Origin of the sequence: Bacillus sp. MHSD_36 (assembly GCF_030757775.1) — a bacterium.
Taxonomy (GTDB): domain Bacteria; phylum Bacillota; class Bacilli; order Bacillales; family Bacillaceae_G; genus Bacillus_A.
In genome coordinates this window covers 683,171-700,830 of the sequence record NZ_JAVBIS010000003.1, presented here as the reverse complement: position 1 = coordinate 700,830, position 17,660 = coordinate 683,171, and the positions used below count along the sequence as shown (strand labels likewise).

18 protein-coding genes and 1 pseudogene are annotated in these 17,660 nt (G+C 34.4%); 4 read left to right on the top strand and 15 right to left on the bottom strand.

Going from position 1 to position 17,660, the window contains the following annotated elements; genetic code table 11:
- Nucleotides 1-21 precede the first annotated feature (21 nt).
- Nucleotides 22-1,458, bottom strand: a complete 1,437-nt coding sequence (locus tag Q9B79_RS16795) for a flavin monoamine oxidase family protein (protein WP_306186021.1) — start codon at nt 1,456-1,458, stop codon at nt 22-24.
- A gap of 201 nt (nt 1,459-1,659) precedes the next feature.
- On the opposite strand from Q9B79_RS16795, the gene Q9B79_RS16790 reads away from it, so the two are divergent.
- Nucleotides 1,660-2,604, top strand: a complete 945-nt coding sequence (locus Q9B79_RS16790; RefSeq protein ID WP_263703781.1) for an L-lactate dehydrogenase — start codon at nt 1,660-1,662, stop codon at nt 2,602-2,604.
- A 78-nt stretch (nt 2,605-2,682) separates the two neighbouring features.
- Here the strand turns inward: Q9B79_RS16790 and Q9B79_RS16785 are convergent, their stop codons facing one another.
- The 4 genes and pseudogenes from Q9B79_RS16785 to Q9B79_RS16770 all read right to left on the bottom strand — a co-directional run bounded on the left by Q9B79_RS16785 (nt 2,683) and on the right by Q9B79_RS16770 (nt 4,430).
- Nucleotides 2,683-3,696: an AI-2E family transporter gene (locus Q9B79_RS16785; RefSeq protein ID WP_306186019.1), complete on the bottom strand. Its 1,014-nt coding sequence runs from the start codon at nt 3,694-3,696 to the stop codon at nt 2,683-2,685.
- A gap of 181 nt (nt 3,697-3,877) precedes the next feature.
- Nucleotides 3,878-4,045, bottom strand: a pseudogene (locus Q9B79_RS16780) (amidase family protein); the annotation flags it as partial.
- Nucleotides 4,036-4,197: a hypothetical protein gene (locus tag Q9B79_RS16775; RefSeq protein WP_306186199.1), complete on the bottom strand. Its 162-nt coding sequence runs from the start codon at nt 4,195-4,197 to the stop codon at nt 4,036-4,038. The gene Q9B79_RS16775 and the pseudogene Q9B79_RS16780, both read right to left, overlap by 10 nt.
- Before the next feature lie 101 nt (nt 4,198-4,298).
- Entirely contained in the window at nt 4,299-4,430 is a 132-nt protein-coding gene (locus tag Q9B79_RS16770; protein WP_306186017.1) for a hypothetical protein, read from the bottom strand.
- Between the two features lie 173 nt (nt 4,431-4,603).
- Between Q9B79_RS16770 and Q9B79_RS16765 the strand changes: the two genes are divergently transcribed.
- Complete coding sequence (locus Q9B79_RS16765) at nt 4,604-5,020, top strand: GNAT family N-acetyltransferase (RefSeq protein ID WP_306186015.1); 417 nt, start codon at nt 4,604-4,606, stop codon at nt 5,018-5,020.
- A gap of 152 nt (nt 5,021-5,172) precedes the next feature.
- Here Q9B79_RS16765 and Q9B79_RS16760 read toward each other — a convergent pair whose 3' ends face one another.
- The 4 genes from Q9B79_RS16760 to Q9B79_RS16745 form a co-directional block, all read right to left on the bottom strand.
- Complete coding sequence (locus tag Q9B79_RS16760; RefSeq protein ID WP_306186013.1) at nt 5,173-5,775, bottom strand: nitroreductase family protein; 603 nt, start codon at nt 5,773-5,775, stop codon at nt 5,173-5,175.
- A 209-nt stretch (nt 5,776-5,984) separates the two neighbouring features.
- Nucleotides 5,985-6,635, bottom strand: a complete 651-nt coding sequence (locus tag Q9B79_RS16755) for a DsbA family oxidoreductase (protein ID WP_014893832.1) — start codon at nt 6,633-6,635, stop codon at nt 5,985-5,987.
- A 71-nt stretch (nt 6,636-6,706) separates the two neighbouring features.
- The gene (locus tag Q9B79_RS16750) at nt 6,707-7,138 is read right to left on the bottom strand and encodes an Rrf2 family transcriptional regulator (protein WP_000704076.1); all 432 of its coding nucleotides are present in this window, start codon (nt 7,136-7,138) and stop codon (nt 6,707-6,709) included.
- A gap of 120 nt (nt 7,139-7,258) precedes the next feature.
- Nucleotides 7,259-8,128, bottom strand: coding sequence for a LysR family transcriptional regulator (locus tag Q9B79_RS16745; protein WP_306186009.1), 870 nt, complete (start codon nt 8,126-8,128; stop codon nt 7,259-7,261).
- A gap of 97 nt (nt 8,129-8,225) precedes the next feature.
- Between Q9B79_RS16745 and Q9B79_RS16740 the strand changes: the two genes are divergently transcribed.
- Nucleotides 8,226-9,131: a DMT family transporter gene (locus tag Q9B79_RS16740; protein WP_306186007.1), complete on the top strand. Its 906-nt coding sequence runs from the start codon at nt 8,226-8,228 to the stop codon at nt 9,129-9,131.
- A 239-nt stretch (nt 9,132-9,370) separates the two neighbouring features.
- Here the strand turns inward: Q9B79_RS16740 and Q9B79_RS16735 are convergent, their stop codons facing one another.
- The 5 genes from Q9B79_RS16735 to Q9B79_RS16715 all read right to left on the bottom strand — a co-directional run bounded on the left by Q9B79_RS16735 (nt 9,371) and on the right by Q9B79_RS16715 (nt 14,800).
- Nucleotides 9,371-9,991 carry a YcnI family copper-binding membrane protein gene (locus Q9B79_RS16735; RefSeq protein ID WP_306186005.1) on the bottom strand — a complete coding sequence of 207 codons (621 nt, stop codon included), beginning with the start codon at nt 9,989-9,991 and terminating at the stop codon, nt 9,371-9,373.
- 32 nt (nt 9,992-10,023) lie between these two features.
- Nucleotides 10,024-11,673 carry a copper resistance CopC/CopD family protein gene (locus Q9B79_RS16730; RefSeq protein ID WP_306186002.1) on the bottom strand — a complete coding sequence of 550 codons (1,650 nt, stop codon included), beginning with the start codon at nt 11,671-11,673 and terminating at the stop codon, nt 10,024-10,026.
- Between the two features lie 333 nt (nt 11,674-12,006).
- On the bottom strand, nt 12,007-12,426 hold the full coding sequence (locus Q9B79_RS16725) for a VOC family protein (RefSeq protein WP_000750834.1): 420 nt from the start codon (nt 12,424-12,426) through the stop codon (nt 12,007-12,009).
- Between the two features lie 82 nt (nt 12,427-12,508).
- Nucleotides 12,509-13,867: a branched-chain amino acid transport system II carrier protein gene (gene brnQ / locus Q9B79_RS16720; protein ID WP_306186000.1), complete on the bottom strand. Its 1,359-nt coding sequence runs from the start codon at nt 13,865-13,867 to the stop codon at nt 12,509-12,511.
- Nucleotides 13,868-14,107: 240 nt separating this feature from the next.
- Complete coding sequence (locus tag Q9B79_RS16715; protein WP_000522506.1) at nt 14,108-14,800, bottom strand: FMN-dependent NADH-azoreductase; 693 nt, start codon at nt 14,798-14,800, stop codon at nt 14,108-14,110.
- 444 nt (nt 14,801-15,244) lie between these two features.
- On the opposite strand from Q9B79_RS16715, the gene Q9B79_RS16710 reads away from it, so the two are divergent.
- Nucleotides 15,245-16,210 (top strand): arsenic resistance protein, encoded by a 966-nt coding sequence (locus Q9B79_RS16710; RefSeq protein ID WP_306185996.1) that lies wholly within the window; start codon nt 15,245-15,247, stop codon nt 16,208-16,210.
- A gap of 127 nt (nt 16,211-16,337) precedes the next feature.
- Here the strand turns inward: Q9B79_RS16710 and Q9B79_RS16705 are convergent, their stop codons facing one another.
- Nucleotides 16,338-17,585 carry a DUF4153 domain-containing protein gene (locus tag Q9B79_RS16705; RefSeq protein WP_306185995.1) on the bottom strand — a complete coding sequence of 416 codons (1,248 nt, stop codon included), beginning with the start codon at nt 17,583-17,585 and terminating at the stop codon, nt 16,338-16,340.
- Between the last annotated feature and the right edge of the window lie 75 nt (nt 17,586-17,660).

Sequence of the window (17,660 nt, the reverse complement as noted above, 5' to 3'; positions counted from 1 at the left end):
TAGCGATTTGTAAATATATCTTCATTGTTCATTTACTTCATATGCAACTCTAATGCCAGACTCTATTGCTCCTTGCATCCACCCATGTGTTAATGTCGTATGCTCTCCTGCGAAGTGTACTTTTCCAGCTGGTGGTGTAATATACGGATATAACTCGAGCTCTTGCCCCGGTTCGAAAGCTGTAAATGCGCCGCAAGAATACGGATTTTTACTCCAGCTAAAAGATGATCCAGTAACAAACTCACTATAGACGATGTCACCGTATATTTCCGCTAAATTTCTTAATGCGTAACGAATACGATCTCTTTGCGAGAGACTATCCCATGTTAATGCCTCATCTGCCCACGTATAACTCGCTAAAACGATGGATGCCCCTGGTGTATGAATGCCATAACTCGGATAATATGTAAATCGTATAGGTAGATCTGTAATAGATTTACCTCCACACTGCCCCGCTTTCTCCCAGAATCTACTTTTAAACTCTATCGCAATTTTAGTTGCAGCAATATAATTTAACTCACGAATTGCTCGTTTTTTAAAATAAGAGAATAAATGATGTGGCTGAACTTCTACAAATCGTAACGCTGAAAATGGAATTGTAATAATAGCACTATCACTTGTTATTATAAATTGCTCTAACGTTTGCTCATGGCTTCCTTGTAGCATTACTTTATTATCTTCTTGTATGATTTTCTCTACTTTATACGACATAAAAAGATTATCTTTTAACTCCGGTAAAAATGAATGTGGTAGTGCATCCATTCCGCCCGTTATCTCATAATACTTCGTCGTTGAAGTAAAAAAGATCATTTCACGTAATACTTCAATTAAAGACATTCCCATATATGCTTCCATATCAAGAAGTACACCGATCATATCGATTGCTCCATCTGAATAATACTCAATTAAAAATGAGCCAAGCGAATATGTTTTATACTTTTTTTCAACGATGATCCAGTTTATATCAGGATCTTTTTTTATAAAATTAAGTATTGGTTCTAGTACTACTAACATTAACTCTTCTGCCGTTTTTCCTTTTTCATTCTCTAAAATGGGATATCCAAGTATACTTGGATTTTTTTCAAACAAGCTCAATCTCGTTTTAATATTATTCGTATAAATAATATCCGAAGCGGTTTTATTTATAAACAGATTTAACGGTAATTTAAATTTGCGGATGTAAGCTAAAGTTAACTCATGTGTTTCAGGTATTCGCATTGGCCCTGCATTAAAATATAAACCTTTGCTAAACGGTTCACGCATCGTATATATTCTTCCGCCTATTCGGTTATTCGCTTCTAAGATTGTTATGTTATGCCCTGCTTCTTTCAATAACGATGCTGCAACTAATCCTGAAATCCCTGCACCAACAATAGTCATCTGCTTTGGATTCTTCGTTTTAACGAGCCCCATATTAATAATATGAAGCATTCTCTCCGTCGTTAATGGTTGCATCATACCCTTTTCCCCTTCAATAAAGGATTTTATTGCATTATATTCGGTTAACTTGATTCCTATGTTTCATGCAAAGGATTGCAAGGATACATTTTCAATTACTTGAATATCTTTTATAAAATGTAATAAACTAGATATGACTCTATAGAAGTAAGACGTATTATCTTACATAATAAAATCAATGAAATTGCGAGGAATTATGAAATGAAAAAAGGTATTAACCGAGTTGTATTAGTTGGAACAGGAGCGGTTGGATGTAGTTATGCTTACTGTATGATTAACCAAGCTGTAGCTGAAGAATTTGTTTTAGTAGATGTAAACGAGGCAAAAGCTGAAGGAGAAGCGATGGATTTAAGTCATGCTGTTCCTTTTGCACCAGCTCCAACTAGAGTATGGAAAGGCAGCTACGAAGATTGTAAAGATGCAGATCTTGTAGTCATTACAGCTGGATTACCACAAAAACCAGGCGAAACACGTTTAGATTTAGTTGAGAAAAACGCGAAAATCTTTAAACAAATCGTTCGCAGTATTATGGATAGCGGATTTGATGGTATCTTCTTAATTGCAACTAACCCTGTAGATATTTTAACTTACGTAACATGGAAAGAATCTGGTTTACCTAAAGAGCGCGTAATTGGTTCTGGTACAACACTTGATTCTGCTCGTTTCCGCTATATGTTAGGTGAGTACTTCGATATTGGTCCACACAACATTCATGCTTATATTATTGGAGAACATGGTGATACGGAACTTCCTGTTTGGAGTCACGTATCAGTCGGTATTCAAAAACTACAAACGCTTCTTGATAAAGACAACACATACACGCAAGAAGATTTAGACAAAATCTTCATAAACGTTCGTGATGCAGCCTACCATATTATTGAGCGAAAAGGTGCAACTTACTATGGTATCGGTATGTCCCTTCTCCGTGTTACTAAGGCCATTTTAAACGACGAAAATAGTGTATTAACTGTTTCGGCATATTTAGAAGGTCAATATGGTCAAAAAGATGTTTATATCGGTGTCCCTGCTGTTTTAAATCGCAGTGGTGTTCGTGAAATTTTAGAAGTGGAATTAAGTGAGGAAGAAGAATTAAAATTCGATCACTCTGTTCAAGTGTTGAAAGAAACTATGGCTCCAGTTCTTTAATATGTATAGTAAAAAAGCAATCCAATTTATTTTGGATTGCTTTTTCATTGTTCACTCATAGAAAACATTCGTTATTTTCTATTTTCTATTTGATTCCTCATTGTTTACATTAAGTACATCTAATAAGAAGATGAATATTGGTATCCCGATAATAAGCCCCCATATTCCAAGGAAATGCTCTGAAAAGATGAGAATCATAAATGTATAAAAGATTGGTAAATTCGTTTTCGCAGACATAAACTTCGGGTTTAAAAAATAACTTTCAAGAGCATGGATTACTATAATGAACACGAGTATGTATACAACATACATAACTCCGCCTACGTTATAAGCAATAATACAAAGCGGGAACAAGGAAATGATTACACCGGCAACAGGTATCAATCCTAACAAGAAAATCATGACAGCCAATACGAGAAGCTGCGGAAACCCTAAAACGATTAATACAATAACAGTCAGAATACAATTTACAACCGCAATTAAAAACTGTGCCTCAATTACTTTACCGAACGATCTTGCAAACCTTTCACCAAAATATGCAATCTCCTCATAAAAAACCTTCAAACTACTATCTTTAAATTTTGAAGTAAATGATATTATACGTTCTTTTTCTAACAAGAAAAATAAACTTAAAATAAGAGAGAGTAGTATTTGCAGACTGACTTTTCCTATATTTGCAATCGATTGATATATGACATCTACACCTTGTTCTATATATTTTGATACTTCCATCCCATTAATTGTCGAGAGTGCATATTTAATAATTTCATTATCAGGTGGATTTTGAAAAAACAGCCTAAACTGATAAATCAATTGGGAAATTTGTATCGTTAGCACAGGTAAATATTTATATAATGTTGTGCCGATAAAAGTTACTAATATTATATACAAACATGCGATAACAATTTTCCGATTCACTTTCAATTTCTTTGAAATAAAACGTTGAAATCGATCCATTAAAAATGTCAGTATAAACGTAATTAATATTAAATTAATCATACTTTTTAATCCGTATAATACAAGTGCTACTATTATTAAAACGAGAAACCGTTGGAACCCTCTGCTTCGAAAGAAATTTTTCACTTCATTCATTAAGATTTAACCTCCCCCTTCAATGGATGGAAATTGAATATATTACATTTTATGAACTCCTATAGACAATCTTTCTTACTAATTGAGAAGAATCCTTTTTTTCTTTTCATATTGTTAGATTCGCTTAACTAGAATCCACCAACATATTTCGGTGGATTCCAGTTATTTTTCATATAATCTTTTATAAACTAGGTGATTTTTTATTTTTAGACTGCTGTTCATACGCATATCCAATATTGAAAAGCTCTTTTTCACCAAACTATTTCCCTACAAACACTACACCGATTGGTTCTCCATTTTTATCATATCCAGCAGGAACCGCTAATTCCGGATAACCAGCTATAGCTGATTATATATCGGTTTTAATACTCTATCTTTATCATATACGATACGCTCAGGTTCCTTTGGAAAATAATTTTTATACAAGTAATATCCTCCGGCACATGCCAATAGAATAATACCTCCAGTAATAGACAGCGTTATCTTTATCCACTTCTTCATGCTGTTTCCTCCACTCTAAAAATCGCTCCATTGTATTTAAAAAGAGAGTTATCCTTATAACTCTCTTTTTAAAATGCTAAATGAAAAAATGAAGAATTTCATTACTTCTTTTTTTGCATTTTCTTCACTAACAATTCTTTCACTTGATTAAATGATAATCCCGAATTTTCATTTAAACGTTTTACTTCTTCAACATCAGTACCTACCACTGTATACTTTTTCTCATTATTCATTTTCCCACTTCCCTTTCCATTATTTCTTATATTTTTCCCCTAACCTCTTATAAATTAATACAAATACGGAAACTGTACAAAATTCAATAGCTACAGCCAATTACGTAAGAGGAAAAGACCAAAAAATGTCGAATGTATATACTTGTTAAATTTAAGAGCTTGGAGGGTACATTTTGAAAACATATGAATTTAAACATAACATCCCAACATTAGAAGAGTACAAATATTTGTGTGATTCTGTTGGATGGACTGATTATATGAATTTTGATGTAGCAGATATTTCACTGGAGAATTCTATTCACTGCATCACAGTGAAAGATAATGAACAAATGATCGGCATGGGGAGAATTGTTGGCGATGGATCTATCTATTTCTATATTCAAGATATAGTAGTTCATCCGAATTATCAGAAACATGGTATCGGGAAAGAGATCATGCATCGTTTAGTTACATACTTACATGAAAATGCCCCTAATAAGGCGTTTGTCGGTTTGTTTGCATCAGAAGGTAAAGAATTGTTCTATGAGAAATTTGATTTTAAAGACTACTCACCAAACATGACGGGGATGTTTACTGTCATTTCAAAATAATAAACACAATAGATTTAATTGTGAGGAAAGACTTCGATTCGTATGAAGAAAATTGTACTTTTAGTAAGAGTTTAATATTACATACGAAAGGAGAGTACATATATGACTAATACGTACTCTCCTTTTATTTAACTCTTTATATATTAAATTTCTTAATAAAATTTCACTACATCTTCAGTAGGTAAGAAAGTTCTTTCTCCCGGTTGTTCATTTGGCTCACCAAATGGCATTTGTCCTACTAAGCTCCACTCTGCTGGAATGTTCCAAGTTTCTTTCACTTCAGCATCTACGATTGGATTGTAGTGTTGCAGGGACGCACCAATTCCTTCAGCTGATAATAACATCCATACAGTATGTTGTAACATTGCATTTCCTTGATGAGACCAGAATGGGAACTGATCTTTATATAATGGTGCATTTTCTTGCATTTTTTCTACTGTTGCTTGATCTTCAAAGAATAATACAGTCCCAACACCTGTATAGAAACCTTTTAATCTTTCTACAGTCGCTTCAAAGTTTTCTGCTGGTACGCGGGCTCTTAGTGTTTCTTTAACAATATCCCAAAACTTTTCATGCTCTCCATCCATTAATACAACCATACGGCCACTTTGCATATTGAAAGATGTTGGCGCATGTAAAGCTGTTTTTAAAACTTCTTCAATTCTTTCTTTCGTAATTGCATCGTTTTTTGTTACTTTACGAATAGAACGACGGTTCACGATTGCTTCTTTTAAGTTTGTTGTAGTTGCTGACATTTTAATTCCTCCAAATATTTGTTTTATAATTTATCCCGCTTTAATGGGCAGTAAGACCCCCACCTCAAAATTCAGCGAAAACAAAGAAGTTAGGTTGGGGATCAACTGCCCATAAAAGTCCGATTGGTGAGGGCTAATAATCAGTGGGGAATGAAGAACCCCCCTCTGATTAAAGTTTCACTTTATTTTGTTATTTCATAACAAGTGGATTAGCAATATCCATCTGTATTACATTGCATACCTTCAAATGAATTTGTTTTATCCTTTTCAATTTCTTTATCAATGACTCTTTGTAGCGTTTCTTTACTAGCAAGCCCTTGAATAACTTCCTCTCCAATCATGACAGTTGGAACAGCCATAATATTCGCTTCCTCATATGCGTGCTGAATTGCTTCTTCATGCTTTTCTTTATATTTACGAGTTACTAAAGCATCTTTAAATTCGGCTTCAGGAAGACCTACTTCCACCGCTAATTTTGTTAAAACATCAATATCTTCAATGTTTTGTTCTTCTTGGAAAAATGCTGTGAATACGCGGTGATGATACTCATTTCCAAGTCCACGTTCTTTCGCAAATTGACACCCTTCGAAAGCTAAATGTGTATATGGGTGCGGAGAAACACGTGGCAAACGCATATCAATTCCTAATTTCTTCGCAGTTGGAAGAATGAAAGCATCCCATGAACCTAATTTTTCCGGCTCATTCCATGGATCTATTTTTGAATATGGACTTGGACGTAATTCAAATGGCATCCATTCGATCTCTACATCATTCTCTTTCGCTACCTCATCTAATGGACCTTTTGCTAAAAAACAAAATGGACATATAAAATCTGAGTATACTTTCATTTTTACAGTCATAACTTTTACACCTTACCTTTACAGTTGTAATCAAATCAGTTACATTAATGATAAAAAAATATAAATATGATTTAAGCATTCATTTTTTCTTGCAAAGTTTCAAACAACTGCCCCATCGTAATATTTCTCAAAACTTCTTCCATCGCAGATTGTGCTTGTATTAATATAACTTCTAATACCGCTTGAATATTTGCTCCAATTGGACAATCTGGATTCGGTTGTTCATGAATATGAAATAGCTTGTCTTCTTCCACTACATTTACTGCATGATACACATCTAACAATGTGATTTCATGTAAATCCTTTAATAACCCCGCACCACCTGGACCTCGATTTACATATACAAAACCCGCTTGTTTCAAGTACGACATGATTTTGCGAATGACTACTGGATTTGTGTTTACACTTTCAGCCATATAGTCTGAAGTACAAAGTGAAGATGGATTGTTTTTCAAAATAGATAAAATATGAACAGCTATAGAAAAGCGGCTACTAATTTTCATCGTGATCACCACCTCGATGTAATCATTATAGTTACAACAAAAAGATAAGTCAATCCTTTTTATAGATTTTTTATAAACAAATTAAAAAGTGCCCCATTATGATATATGAGACACTTCTTTTTACTCTGCAAATAGCACTTGAAATTCCTCAATAAATAGCTGCACAGCGATTGAAGAATCCTTTAATGAAGGAACAGCTAAAGCAATCTCTCTCCATACTTGTGGTTCCAATTCTCTCGTTTGCACATTCTGTGGTAAATTCGTTAAAGATAATTCGGCTAATATTGCAATACCTAACCCTTCTTGAATCATGTTTAAAGCTGTGGTAACGGTTGATATTACATACTCAGCCCGAAGTGATACGTTGGCTTGTTTAAACATATCAATAATGGGTGGTTCGTATCCGCCCTTACATAATATGATCGGTTCATTCTCTAAATCACTAATTGCAATAGAGTCCTTCTTACAAAGAGGATGATCCTCTCTTAAGATAACAACCATTTTCCCCTTCGTTAATGGGACAATCTCCATCTCTTTATTAGGCAAAATAACAATTCCTATATCAATAACCCTCGATACTAACCAACCTTCAACTTCTTGAATCGTTCCTTCACAAAGAACAACTTCTAAGTTCGGATACTTCTCCTTAAAATGATTTATCATTTTGGGTAAGAAATGTGCAGAAGCACTCGGAAAACTCCCAATTCGAATCGTCCCAACTTCGTGCCCTTTCTCCATCGCAACTTCTTGTTCAATCTTCTCTACACCGTTCAAAATCTCTCTAATATGTACAAGAATTCTGTTTCCTACATCCGTAACGATTAGCCCTTTTCGTTTATCACGTATAAGAATCGTAACTCCTAACTCTGACTCAATACTTGAAATCGCATGACTTACCGCTGGCTGCGTCATATTTAACACCCGAGCAGCCTTCGTAAAACTACCTAACTCAACAGTTTTTATTAATACTTGCAGTTGTGTAATGGTCATAACTAATCACTTATACTCCCTATAAAAAAGATTCATTTTATTTATTACAGTCGATATCATATCATAGTGAAATGAATAACAACAAGGAGGTCTTACCGTGACACAGCTTTCTCGAACTAAGACGGCCATCATCCTTACCTTTCTCGTTTTTATGTGGGGAATCAATTGGCCTTTATCTAAATTCGCCCTGCATTATACACCACCCGTTTTATTTGCAGGCGTTCGAACTTTAATTGGAGGATTCATTTTACTCCTGTTCGCATTACCAAAATACAAAGAGTTACACTTAAAAGAAACTTGGCATTTATACGTTATTTCTTCTTTACTTAACATCATTATATTTTACGGATTACAAACTGTCGGCCTTCAATATATGCCTGCTGGGTTATTTTCCGCCATCGTATTTCTACAACCTGTTTTACTCGGCATTTTCTCATGGATTTGGCTTGAAGAATCTATGTACGGGTTAAAAATTTTCGGGCTTATTCTCGGATTTATTGGCGTAGGTGTGATTAGCTCTAGTAGTTTAACTGGACATATTTCTATTATCGGCATCCTTCTCGCGTTAGGATGCGCGATTGGCTGGGCACTTGGCACAGTATTTATTAAGAAGACTGGGCACCGTGTTAATGCTATTTGGATGGTAACACTGCAGCTTATTATTGGCGGATTCTGCTTAATTGGATTTGGATCAGAGTTTGAAAGCTGGTCTAATATCGCTTGGAGTATATCATTTGTTAGCGTACTACTCTTTATTTCATTCTTTGTTATTGCAATGGGATGGCTTGCATACTTTACTCTTGTTGGAGCTGGTGAAGCAAGTAAAGTTGGGGCTTATACATTTCTTATTCCACTAATCGCTATTATTGTAAGCTCAATTTTCTTACATGAGGCCATTACGATCAGCTTATTCATCGGACTATTATTTATTGTGGTGAGTATTTGTTTCGTAAATATAAAGCCGAAAACACTTGCTGTAAGCCAGCAGGTTGAAGTGAAATAAATATGAGAAAGAGCCTACTGTTTGTAGGCTCTTTTTTATTGTATGATGATATTTAAATAGAAAGAATATTCCCTCTAACACATACAAATAGACTAACAATTCTAATCATCAGGGGGAATTATATGGTTTTACAGTATAAAGAATTTGGAGATTCAAGCTCTCCACTATCCTCATTCTTACTGATCCATAGACGTAATAACAAAGGTCTCATTATTTACGATGAGACCTTTCAATCTTACTTATCTTTTACGACGTATTACAAAAACACACGCACCTACCGACGATATAATCGCTAAAATAGATAAGACAATTGCTATCAATTGCATATTACTAGTGCTTTCATTCTTTTCTACATTAGACACTTCACCATGTTCCCCTGTTATTGACGTACCTTTTGCAATTGTAGTAAGTGAATGTGGTTTTTCAGCTTTCTCATCGCCTGTCCATTCAACAATTTCTCCATCTTTATATTGTTGATATGCATCCCAAGCTATTTTTTGTTCTTTATCCGGATTTTTAGCGACAAAAGTAAATCTCTGGAACTGGCCGGGTAAAATCCCTTCTCCCGTTGCTTCCCACACTACAGTTTTAACTTTTCCAGCATTGTCTTTCTGCTCTCCCACTTCCCATCCTGGCACGGGTTCATACTGTTGAAACTCCACTCCAGACGGTATTTTCAGTGTAACTTTTGTCGTTGCTACATTCTTTTCAACCGGTACTTTTATCGTGTAAGTCTCCCAAGAATTTACGTCTGAAGTTGCTGGCTTCACAGTGACGTGCGCACTAACCGGTAACGAAAAAATGCCCATTGCAATAATTGTTGCGATCATTGTTGTGCCAATTTTTTTTATACGTTTCATTTTATTAACTCCTTTTTATTTATACCTTCTCTTTATCTGCCGCCTACTATAAATTTATAATCCGTATCAAAACTATCAAGGGATTTTGTTAATCCATGCACTTGTATATTCCAGTTTCCTGTCATGTTAATATACATACCTTCTGCTTCGTATTCTCCTGGTGAAACTGCGGAAGCTTTAAATGAACCTTTTCCCATATTCATATCTAATGATTGCGTTGTTAAAATAATTTGCTCCATATCGGTAACAGGTTGTCCGTTCTCATCCTTTAAAGTAATATGAAATGTATTTTGTCCTACTTTATTAGGACTTACATGTAAAATAAGTTCATATCCATCATCTAATTGTTTGCTCTCTGTAAAAGGTCCAGTAGGAGGCATCGGCGGTGTTTGTACGTTTGTCATAAAAGCTACGATGACGAAAATGATAATTCCAATGATAAATTCCACTTTCACTGTAGCGCCTAAACCTTGCTTCGCTCTCATTTTCCCTTTCACATAATGAACAATTCCCAATATCCCCATGAAAATGAATAAAAGTATCTTTGCTAATAAAGCTAATCCATACTTCGTATCAAATAACGAGTGGATTGTTGGAATAAAGAATGTGCTGTTAAAAAGACCTGTTATTAAAATCACGATGACAGCACCTGTTGCCCATGGTGAAAAACGCTTAATCATATCCCAATACATACTCCACTTGTCATCCTCTTTACGTAATAGAAGAATAATGGATGATAGACCGCCAATCCATAATGCAGCTGCAAATAAATGCAGAAAATCCATAACGACAGTAATCTCTTTAAACTTTAAACCATATGCGTGACTATTACATGCTTTCATAACAAGGATCCCAATAAATAATACTATTGGAATGCTCCATACTTTAAACGACGAAAACTTCTCACATTTCATCGCAAAATATGTAACAATTATAAGCAAACTAATAAGAGCCATTTGAGTGAGCCATACGTAACTAAAAACAGAAAGCTGTAACGTTTCTTTTAATAGTAAAGGATCAAATGCTTCTAGCCATGAAACATCAGCATTTATTTTCGCTTGCAATGGTAGATTGAATAGTAAACTAAAGAATATGCCAATTAATGAGATCCATATTATTTTTTTACTTCTTGATCGAACCGAAGTTGCATTCCCTTTATATATAATAAGATTAAAGAATAATACTCCTATAAATAAGGAGAAACCTGTATATAGAACTCCACGCTCCATAATCATATCGATTTGCGGGACATACCCCATCTCTTCTACTTGTACATCGTCTGCTCCAGCTTCAGCTAATCCAATTCGGAACGGAATAACTCCTTGAATAGGATGGCCGTCAGCAGAAATCGCTTTCCACTGAATAGAGTAGAGACCATTTTTGAAATTCTCTTTTAATCCAGCTTCTAATAGCTTTTTATTTTTTTTATCAATATGAGCATCTTTTAAATCGACCCTTTTACCTGATGTATCTCTCACGTACAATGTATTAAAACTTGAGACTTGTATGTCCTCATCGAATTCAATTTTCACAACTGCTGGTGCTTTCTTCAACGTTTCATTTTCAGCAGGGTTTGATTTCACAATATACGCATGAGCAAATGCACTTTTTGGTATCAATATAATAAGCACACACGCAAGTAATAGCCATGTCCCTAACCTTCTCGTTACTTTCACGCTCATTTCACTTCTTTCTTCCACATCACTATATTTTCATTCCTTTAAATTCACAAGTTCAATTCTCTGGCGAAATATTAACCTGATTAAATATAAATTTCTATACAATATAACTCTTTAATTCTCCCTCACCTCTAAACTTCCAATACAATAGTAACTACCTTCATAGATACAACTTACATTTTTAAAGCCGATTGTTATTATATCATAAAATATATTTATGTAAGTTCCTGAAGAAGAAAAGTTATCGTGAATCATTTGTGAAGAAAGTGTGAAATTCATAAATAAAAAAGGATATTACGTTTTTACGTAATATCCTTCTTCAATAATAAAGTCCCTTTACTTCTCTTCCGGATAATCACAATACTCAATGATCGTCCCCTCTGTATCCGCTGGGTTAAGATATATTAATCTCCTACCGTGCTTATTCATTCGAAGTGTATGCTCTAACGTTCGAATACCTTGTTCTTTTAACTCTTCTAAAGCCACATCTAAATCATCGACACGATACGCAACGTGATGAACACCCTTACCTTTTTGTTTAATAAAGCGTGCTATTGGAGATGTCGTATTATTCGTAGGTGCAAGTAATTCAATTCTATCTCCATCCACTTCAAGAATGGCTACTTCGCTTTCAACACCAGGAGCTTCACTTACGTAACGATCTATTAAAGTTCCTAACAACACCTTTTCATAAAAACGTATCGTACTATCTATATCTCGAACTGCAATGCCAATATGATCAATTGTTTTTTTCATTTTATTTCCCCTACTACTTTATTTTCTTTCATTATTAATAGTAACAAAAAAAGTTATAGAAACAAGTTCTATAACTTTTTATTTAACCTATTTTCTTATTCGCACTAGCTGCTGGTTGAACTTGATTTTTTCCTTTTAAAAAGCTAATGCCGTATCCGATAAATCCACCGATAATCGCTGGGAAGATCCAACCTAATCCTACTTCTTGCATCGGAAGGAATTTAGTGAACACTTGGCTTACTACTGCAATGTTAACGCCAGCTGCACTTAATCCATCAAATAAGCTGATAATAAATGTTACGATTAAGCTCACTTGGTAAACTTCAGCTCTTCCTTTGAATAATGAATGGAAGAATGTTAAGAAAATCAATACGATTGCTAGTGGATAGATTGCTGTTAATACTGGAACAGAAACTGCGATTAATTGTGTTAATCCTACGTTTGCAACAATTGCACTAAATACACATAGTATGATTGCAATTGCTTTGTAAGGGACATTTGGGAATAACTTATGGAAGAATGAAGAACATGCTGATACAAGTCCCACACTAGTTGTTAAACACGCTACTGTAATCATTAATCCTAATAACACTCCGCCATATGATCCGAAATAGTAGTTAGAAACTTTCGCTAATACTTCTCCACCATTCTCTAAATGTCCAAGCTTCGCAACACTTGAGGCACCCATATAAGAAAGAGCTGTATAGATAATTGCTAAAATAGATGCTGCAATGATTGTCGCTTTTGCACAAACAATCATAATCTGTGTTTTCGTTTTCGCACCTTTTTCTTTAATTGCATTAATGATAATGATTCCAAATACGAATGATGCAAGTGTGTCCATTGTTAAATATCCTTCTTGGAACCCTTTAAAGAATGCATGTGATGTATAAGCTTCCACTGGTGCTTGCATATCTCCAATCGGATGTATAAAAGCAACGATTACTAATATACCGATAAAAGTCAACTTAATTGGCGTTAAGATTTTTCCAACAATATCGACAATTTTCGCGGGGTTTAGCGAAAAAAAACAAGTGATGCTAAAGAATACAATTGTGAAAAGAATTAAAGGTGTAGAACCTAATCCTTCTGGCATAAACGGTTTAAGACCAATTTCATAAGAAACATTTCCTGTTCTTGGTATTGCAAATAACGGGCCAATCGCTAAGTATAAAACTGTTGTAAACACAATCCCGAACACTGGGTGAGCACGACTTGCTAATGACTGTAAATCATCTTTACCCGAAAAACCAAATGCTAGTACACCTAGTAATGGTAATCCAACACCCGTTACTAAAAATCCAGCGTTTGCAATCCATACATTCTCTCCTGCCGATTGCCCTAGCATTGCCGGGAATATTAAATTTCCTGCTCCAAAAAATAGTGCGAATAACATTAATCCAATAACTACTATGAACGAAAACGGTACTTTGTTCGTCATAATATAACAACCTCCATTCCGATCCTTTTATCTCATTTCCATTTTTAACTAATTGAATTTTCTGAATTTTTAATTCGATCATCAACTATTCTTGAACTCATTATAGTTTGCTATATAATATTTTGCAATACTATTTTCAAACTTTTCTTTTATTTTATAAATATACATTTTTTAACACGGAAAATAGACTAAAAAACCAACATGGTCATCCATGTTGGTTTTTCCGTTTACTATCATGAATTAAAATTTCGCAGCTACTTTTTTAACGTTCTCTAAACCTTCTTCAATAATTTGTTGTGAACGATCTGGATATTGATTATGTCCTTCAATTACAACAGTCTCTGGATTTGTAATTCCCCAGAATCCAAGCACATTCGTTACATAATTAACTGCCATTTCCATAGGAGCCATTTGTTCTGAAGAGTAATCTGAACCACGAGCACCTAACACAACGACTTTCTTATCACCAGCTAAACCTACTGGGCCATTTGCTGTATATTTAAACGTTTTTCCAGCTTGAGATAAGTATGAAATATATGTGATTAATGGTGCTGGTACTGTGAAATTCCATAATGGGAACGCAAATACAACTTTATCAGCTTCTAAAAACTGATTTAAATATTGATCTACTGTAGCAACAGCCTTCTCTTCTTCAGCTGTTAACTCCATTCCTTGACTACGTTTATATCCACCTGAAATAGCGATATTTCCGTAATAAGGAAGATCTAATGCAAATAAATCTAACTCTGTAATTTCTGTATTCGGATTTGTTTCTTTATAAGCACTTACAAACGTTTCATACATTTTTGAACTAACTGCTTGCTCCGCTGGACGATCGTTTGCTTTTACAAATAATACTTTTGACATTGTTTTATTCTCCTCTACTTTTTGATTTTCTTCTTTTTTACCAAATAATGAGCTAAATAATCCCATTTTCTTCACCTAAACTTTCTTATCATATTCATTATTCATCATCATAAAAATTCTTATTCTAATAAAGTGAAACTTTAATCAGTGGGGGGGTTCACCCCCACTGATTATTAGCCCTCACCAATCGGGCTTTTACGGGCAGTTGATACCCCTCTCCTAACTTCTTTGCTTCCGCTAAATTTTGAGGTGGGATCTTACTGCCCGTTAATGCGGGATAAAAAGTTTCAATTGATACCCTATTTACAGTTAATTAAAACTTTTTGTTATTTAATTACCTTATGTAAGTGATTGTATTACACCTACTTACTTTAGTCAAGTAACTTTAAATAAAAAATATTATCTCGGATTAAAAATAATGATTCCAATACAATTAAAACATCCATTATAACTTTATTGTTTGTATAATAGATGTAGAGAGGGAAATTCATATTTAGAAAGGATTTATTCATGAGCACTATAGAAAAGATTCAAACTTTTATTATTCTTTTTGCTGTTACATGCGGCATCGTACTTGGACAATTTAATTTGATACATATGTATTCAGAGCAATTTATTGTCCCCTTCTTATTTTTCATGCTTTATGGATTATTCCTCAGCATCCCATTGAAAGAAATAAAAAGCGGGTTCCGCAATTTAAAATTCGCTGGAACGAGCCTTACTATTAATTTTATATGGACACCTTTACTCGCTTGGGGATTAGGTGCACTATTTCTTTCAGATCATCCAGCACTTTGGGTTGGATTTATTATGTTAATGGTTACCCCATGCACAGATTGGTACTTAATCTTTACTGAAATAGCAAAAGGAAATGTAGCACTTTCTACTGCAATTTTGCCTGTGAATTTAATATTGCAAGTACTACTGCTTCCCATTTATTTATTTTTATTTGCTGGTGTCATGAAGACTGTAGCGCTTTCTGTTTTAGTTGAAAGTATTGTTATCGTAATCGTCTTACCATTTGTACTTGCACATGCTACAAAATTCATTATGAATAAAATGAAAAAAACCGAAACACTCGAGAATAAACTCATTCCGTTTTTCAGCTCTGCGCAAATTGTATTTTTAAGTTTAGCAATCGTAGCGATGTTTGCATCACAAGGTAAATATTTACTGCAAAATATGAATGTCGTTTTACTATTACTCATCCCTGTTCTATTGTTCTTCATCATTAATTTTATACTCGGACAATTTATCGGACGCATGATGCGCTTATCTTATAAAGATACAGTGAGTTTAAGCTTAACAACATTAGCAAGAAACTCACCTGTTGCACTCGCTATTGCTGTGACTGCTTTTCCGGACGAGCCCCTTATTGCACTTGCACTCGTTATTGGACCATTAATTGAACTGCCCGTACTTGCTTGTATTTCACAAGTGTTATTACTTATTAAGAAAAAACAGCAATATACATAATAAAAAAACGTCCCAAATTAGGACGTTTTTTTATTTTCAAGAAATAATAGAAGTAACGATAATTATCCGCTCTAAGGATTTTATACGTTATAGAAAATTAATTAATCATTATATTAACAAAGCCTATCTAATTAAACATTACAGGAAAAGTAAAGATAACGAAAGCTGCCCAAAGTCCATAGATTGGCAAATACTTCGTAACAGCATCTTGGATAGCTGTCGGCCCTGATTTGTTTTGTAGAAAACGCATATAGGAGAACATAATCCAAATGAGATTTGCCCAGATCAGTATGTTTACACCTAAAACAGCAAGTCTATTAGGTGTAATCCCGTAAGAAGAAAGTCTGAATACGATGGCTGACAATGCGACAGTGTCGATAATAAGCGCCAGAACAATTAAGGCAAAATTTATATAATCTGAAATGCTCTTTTTCTCGTCTGATTCACTCTCAACGATAGAAAATATAGTAACAGCCAATACGCCAAGCAGGATTCCGTTGTAGGCCATTAGGAAATTACGATCCAAGAACGGATTTTTCCCGACCCAAATTACCGTTATAAGATAAATAAACAATGTGATCAGGACGAGAGGGCTAAAAATTTTAGATATGTAAGGTGTAATATTTTTAGCAAGTTTAAGATTCAATGATACTAAGTATGCAGCCACTACAGCGAGAGCGGCAGCTCCAAATAAAACAACATTACTAAAATAGAATTCTCCTATATTCAAGTCAACAAAGCTAAATAATCGCATAGTGAATATTGCTAGTATCATTCCGCTCACTGCCATGCTCGCATAGAGAAGGCAATATTCTAAATTAAATTTAATATAGGCTAACCTTGTACTGCCTTTTGAATATTCATTTCCTGTAAACGCAAGCCCTACTAAGACCCATAAAAATATAGGAAGATGTAAATAAACAAGGATGGTACTGTCTTTATAATTTACTGGCAACGTATTAAGATAAAAACCGGCAATTAGGAACAACGCTGCAAGGAAATAAATAATACTTTTTTTCGGAGTATTATTGTAAATAAAATAAGCAGCAATAAAGGGAATTACACCAAGAGCCAAGTTAATTGGAGCAATTGCTTCCTGTTCGACAAAGTGGAAAATGATTCTGGTGCTTAGCCCAGCTAGAATAGCTAACATACCCATGAATAAGAATCCTTTTTGAAACAGCGATATTTTTTCTTTCTTTGCCGTCTCCTTGAAATACAATCTTTCATACCAAGCAGCTAGAACCTGAGAATCTGATTTTTCATCCCATGCTTGTGAGAATGACTTTTTAAAAGCTTTCGGGTCTTTTCTATACATTCTCTCCAACTCATGAGGGTTATCCATATTTTCAATAATCAAATTGTTAATGTACATATTTATACCTCCTCTAATTAAAAATATAAAGTTGCTACCTTTTCCATAAAAAGCACAACACTTATTTATTATGAT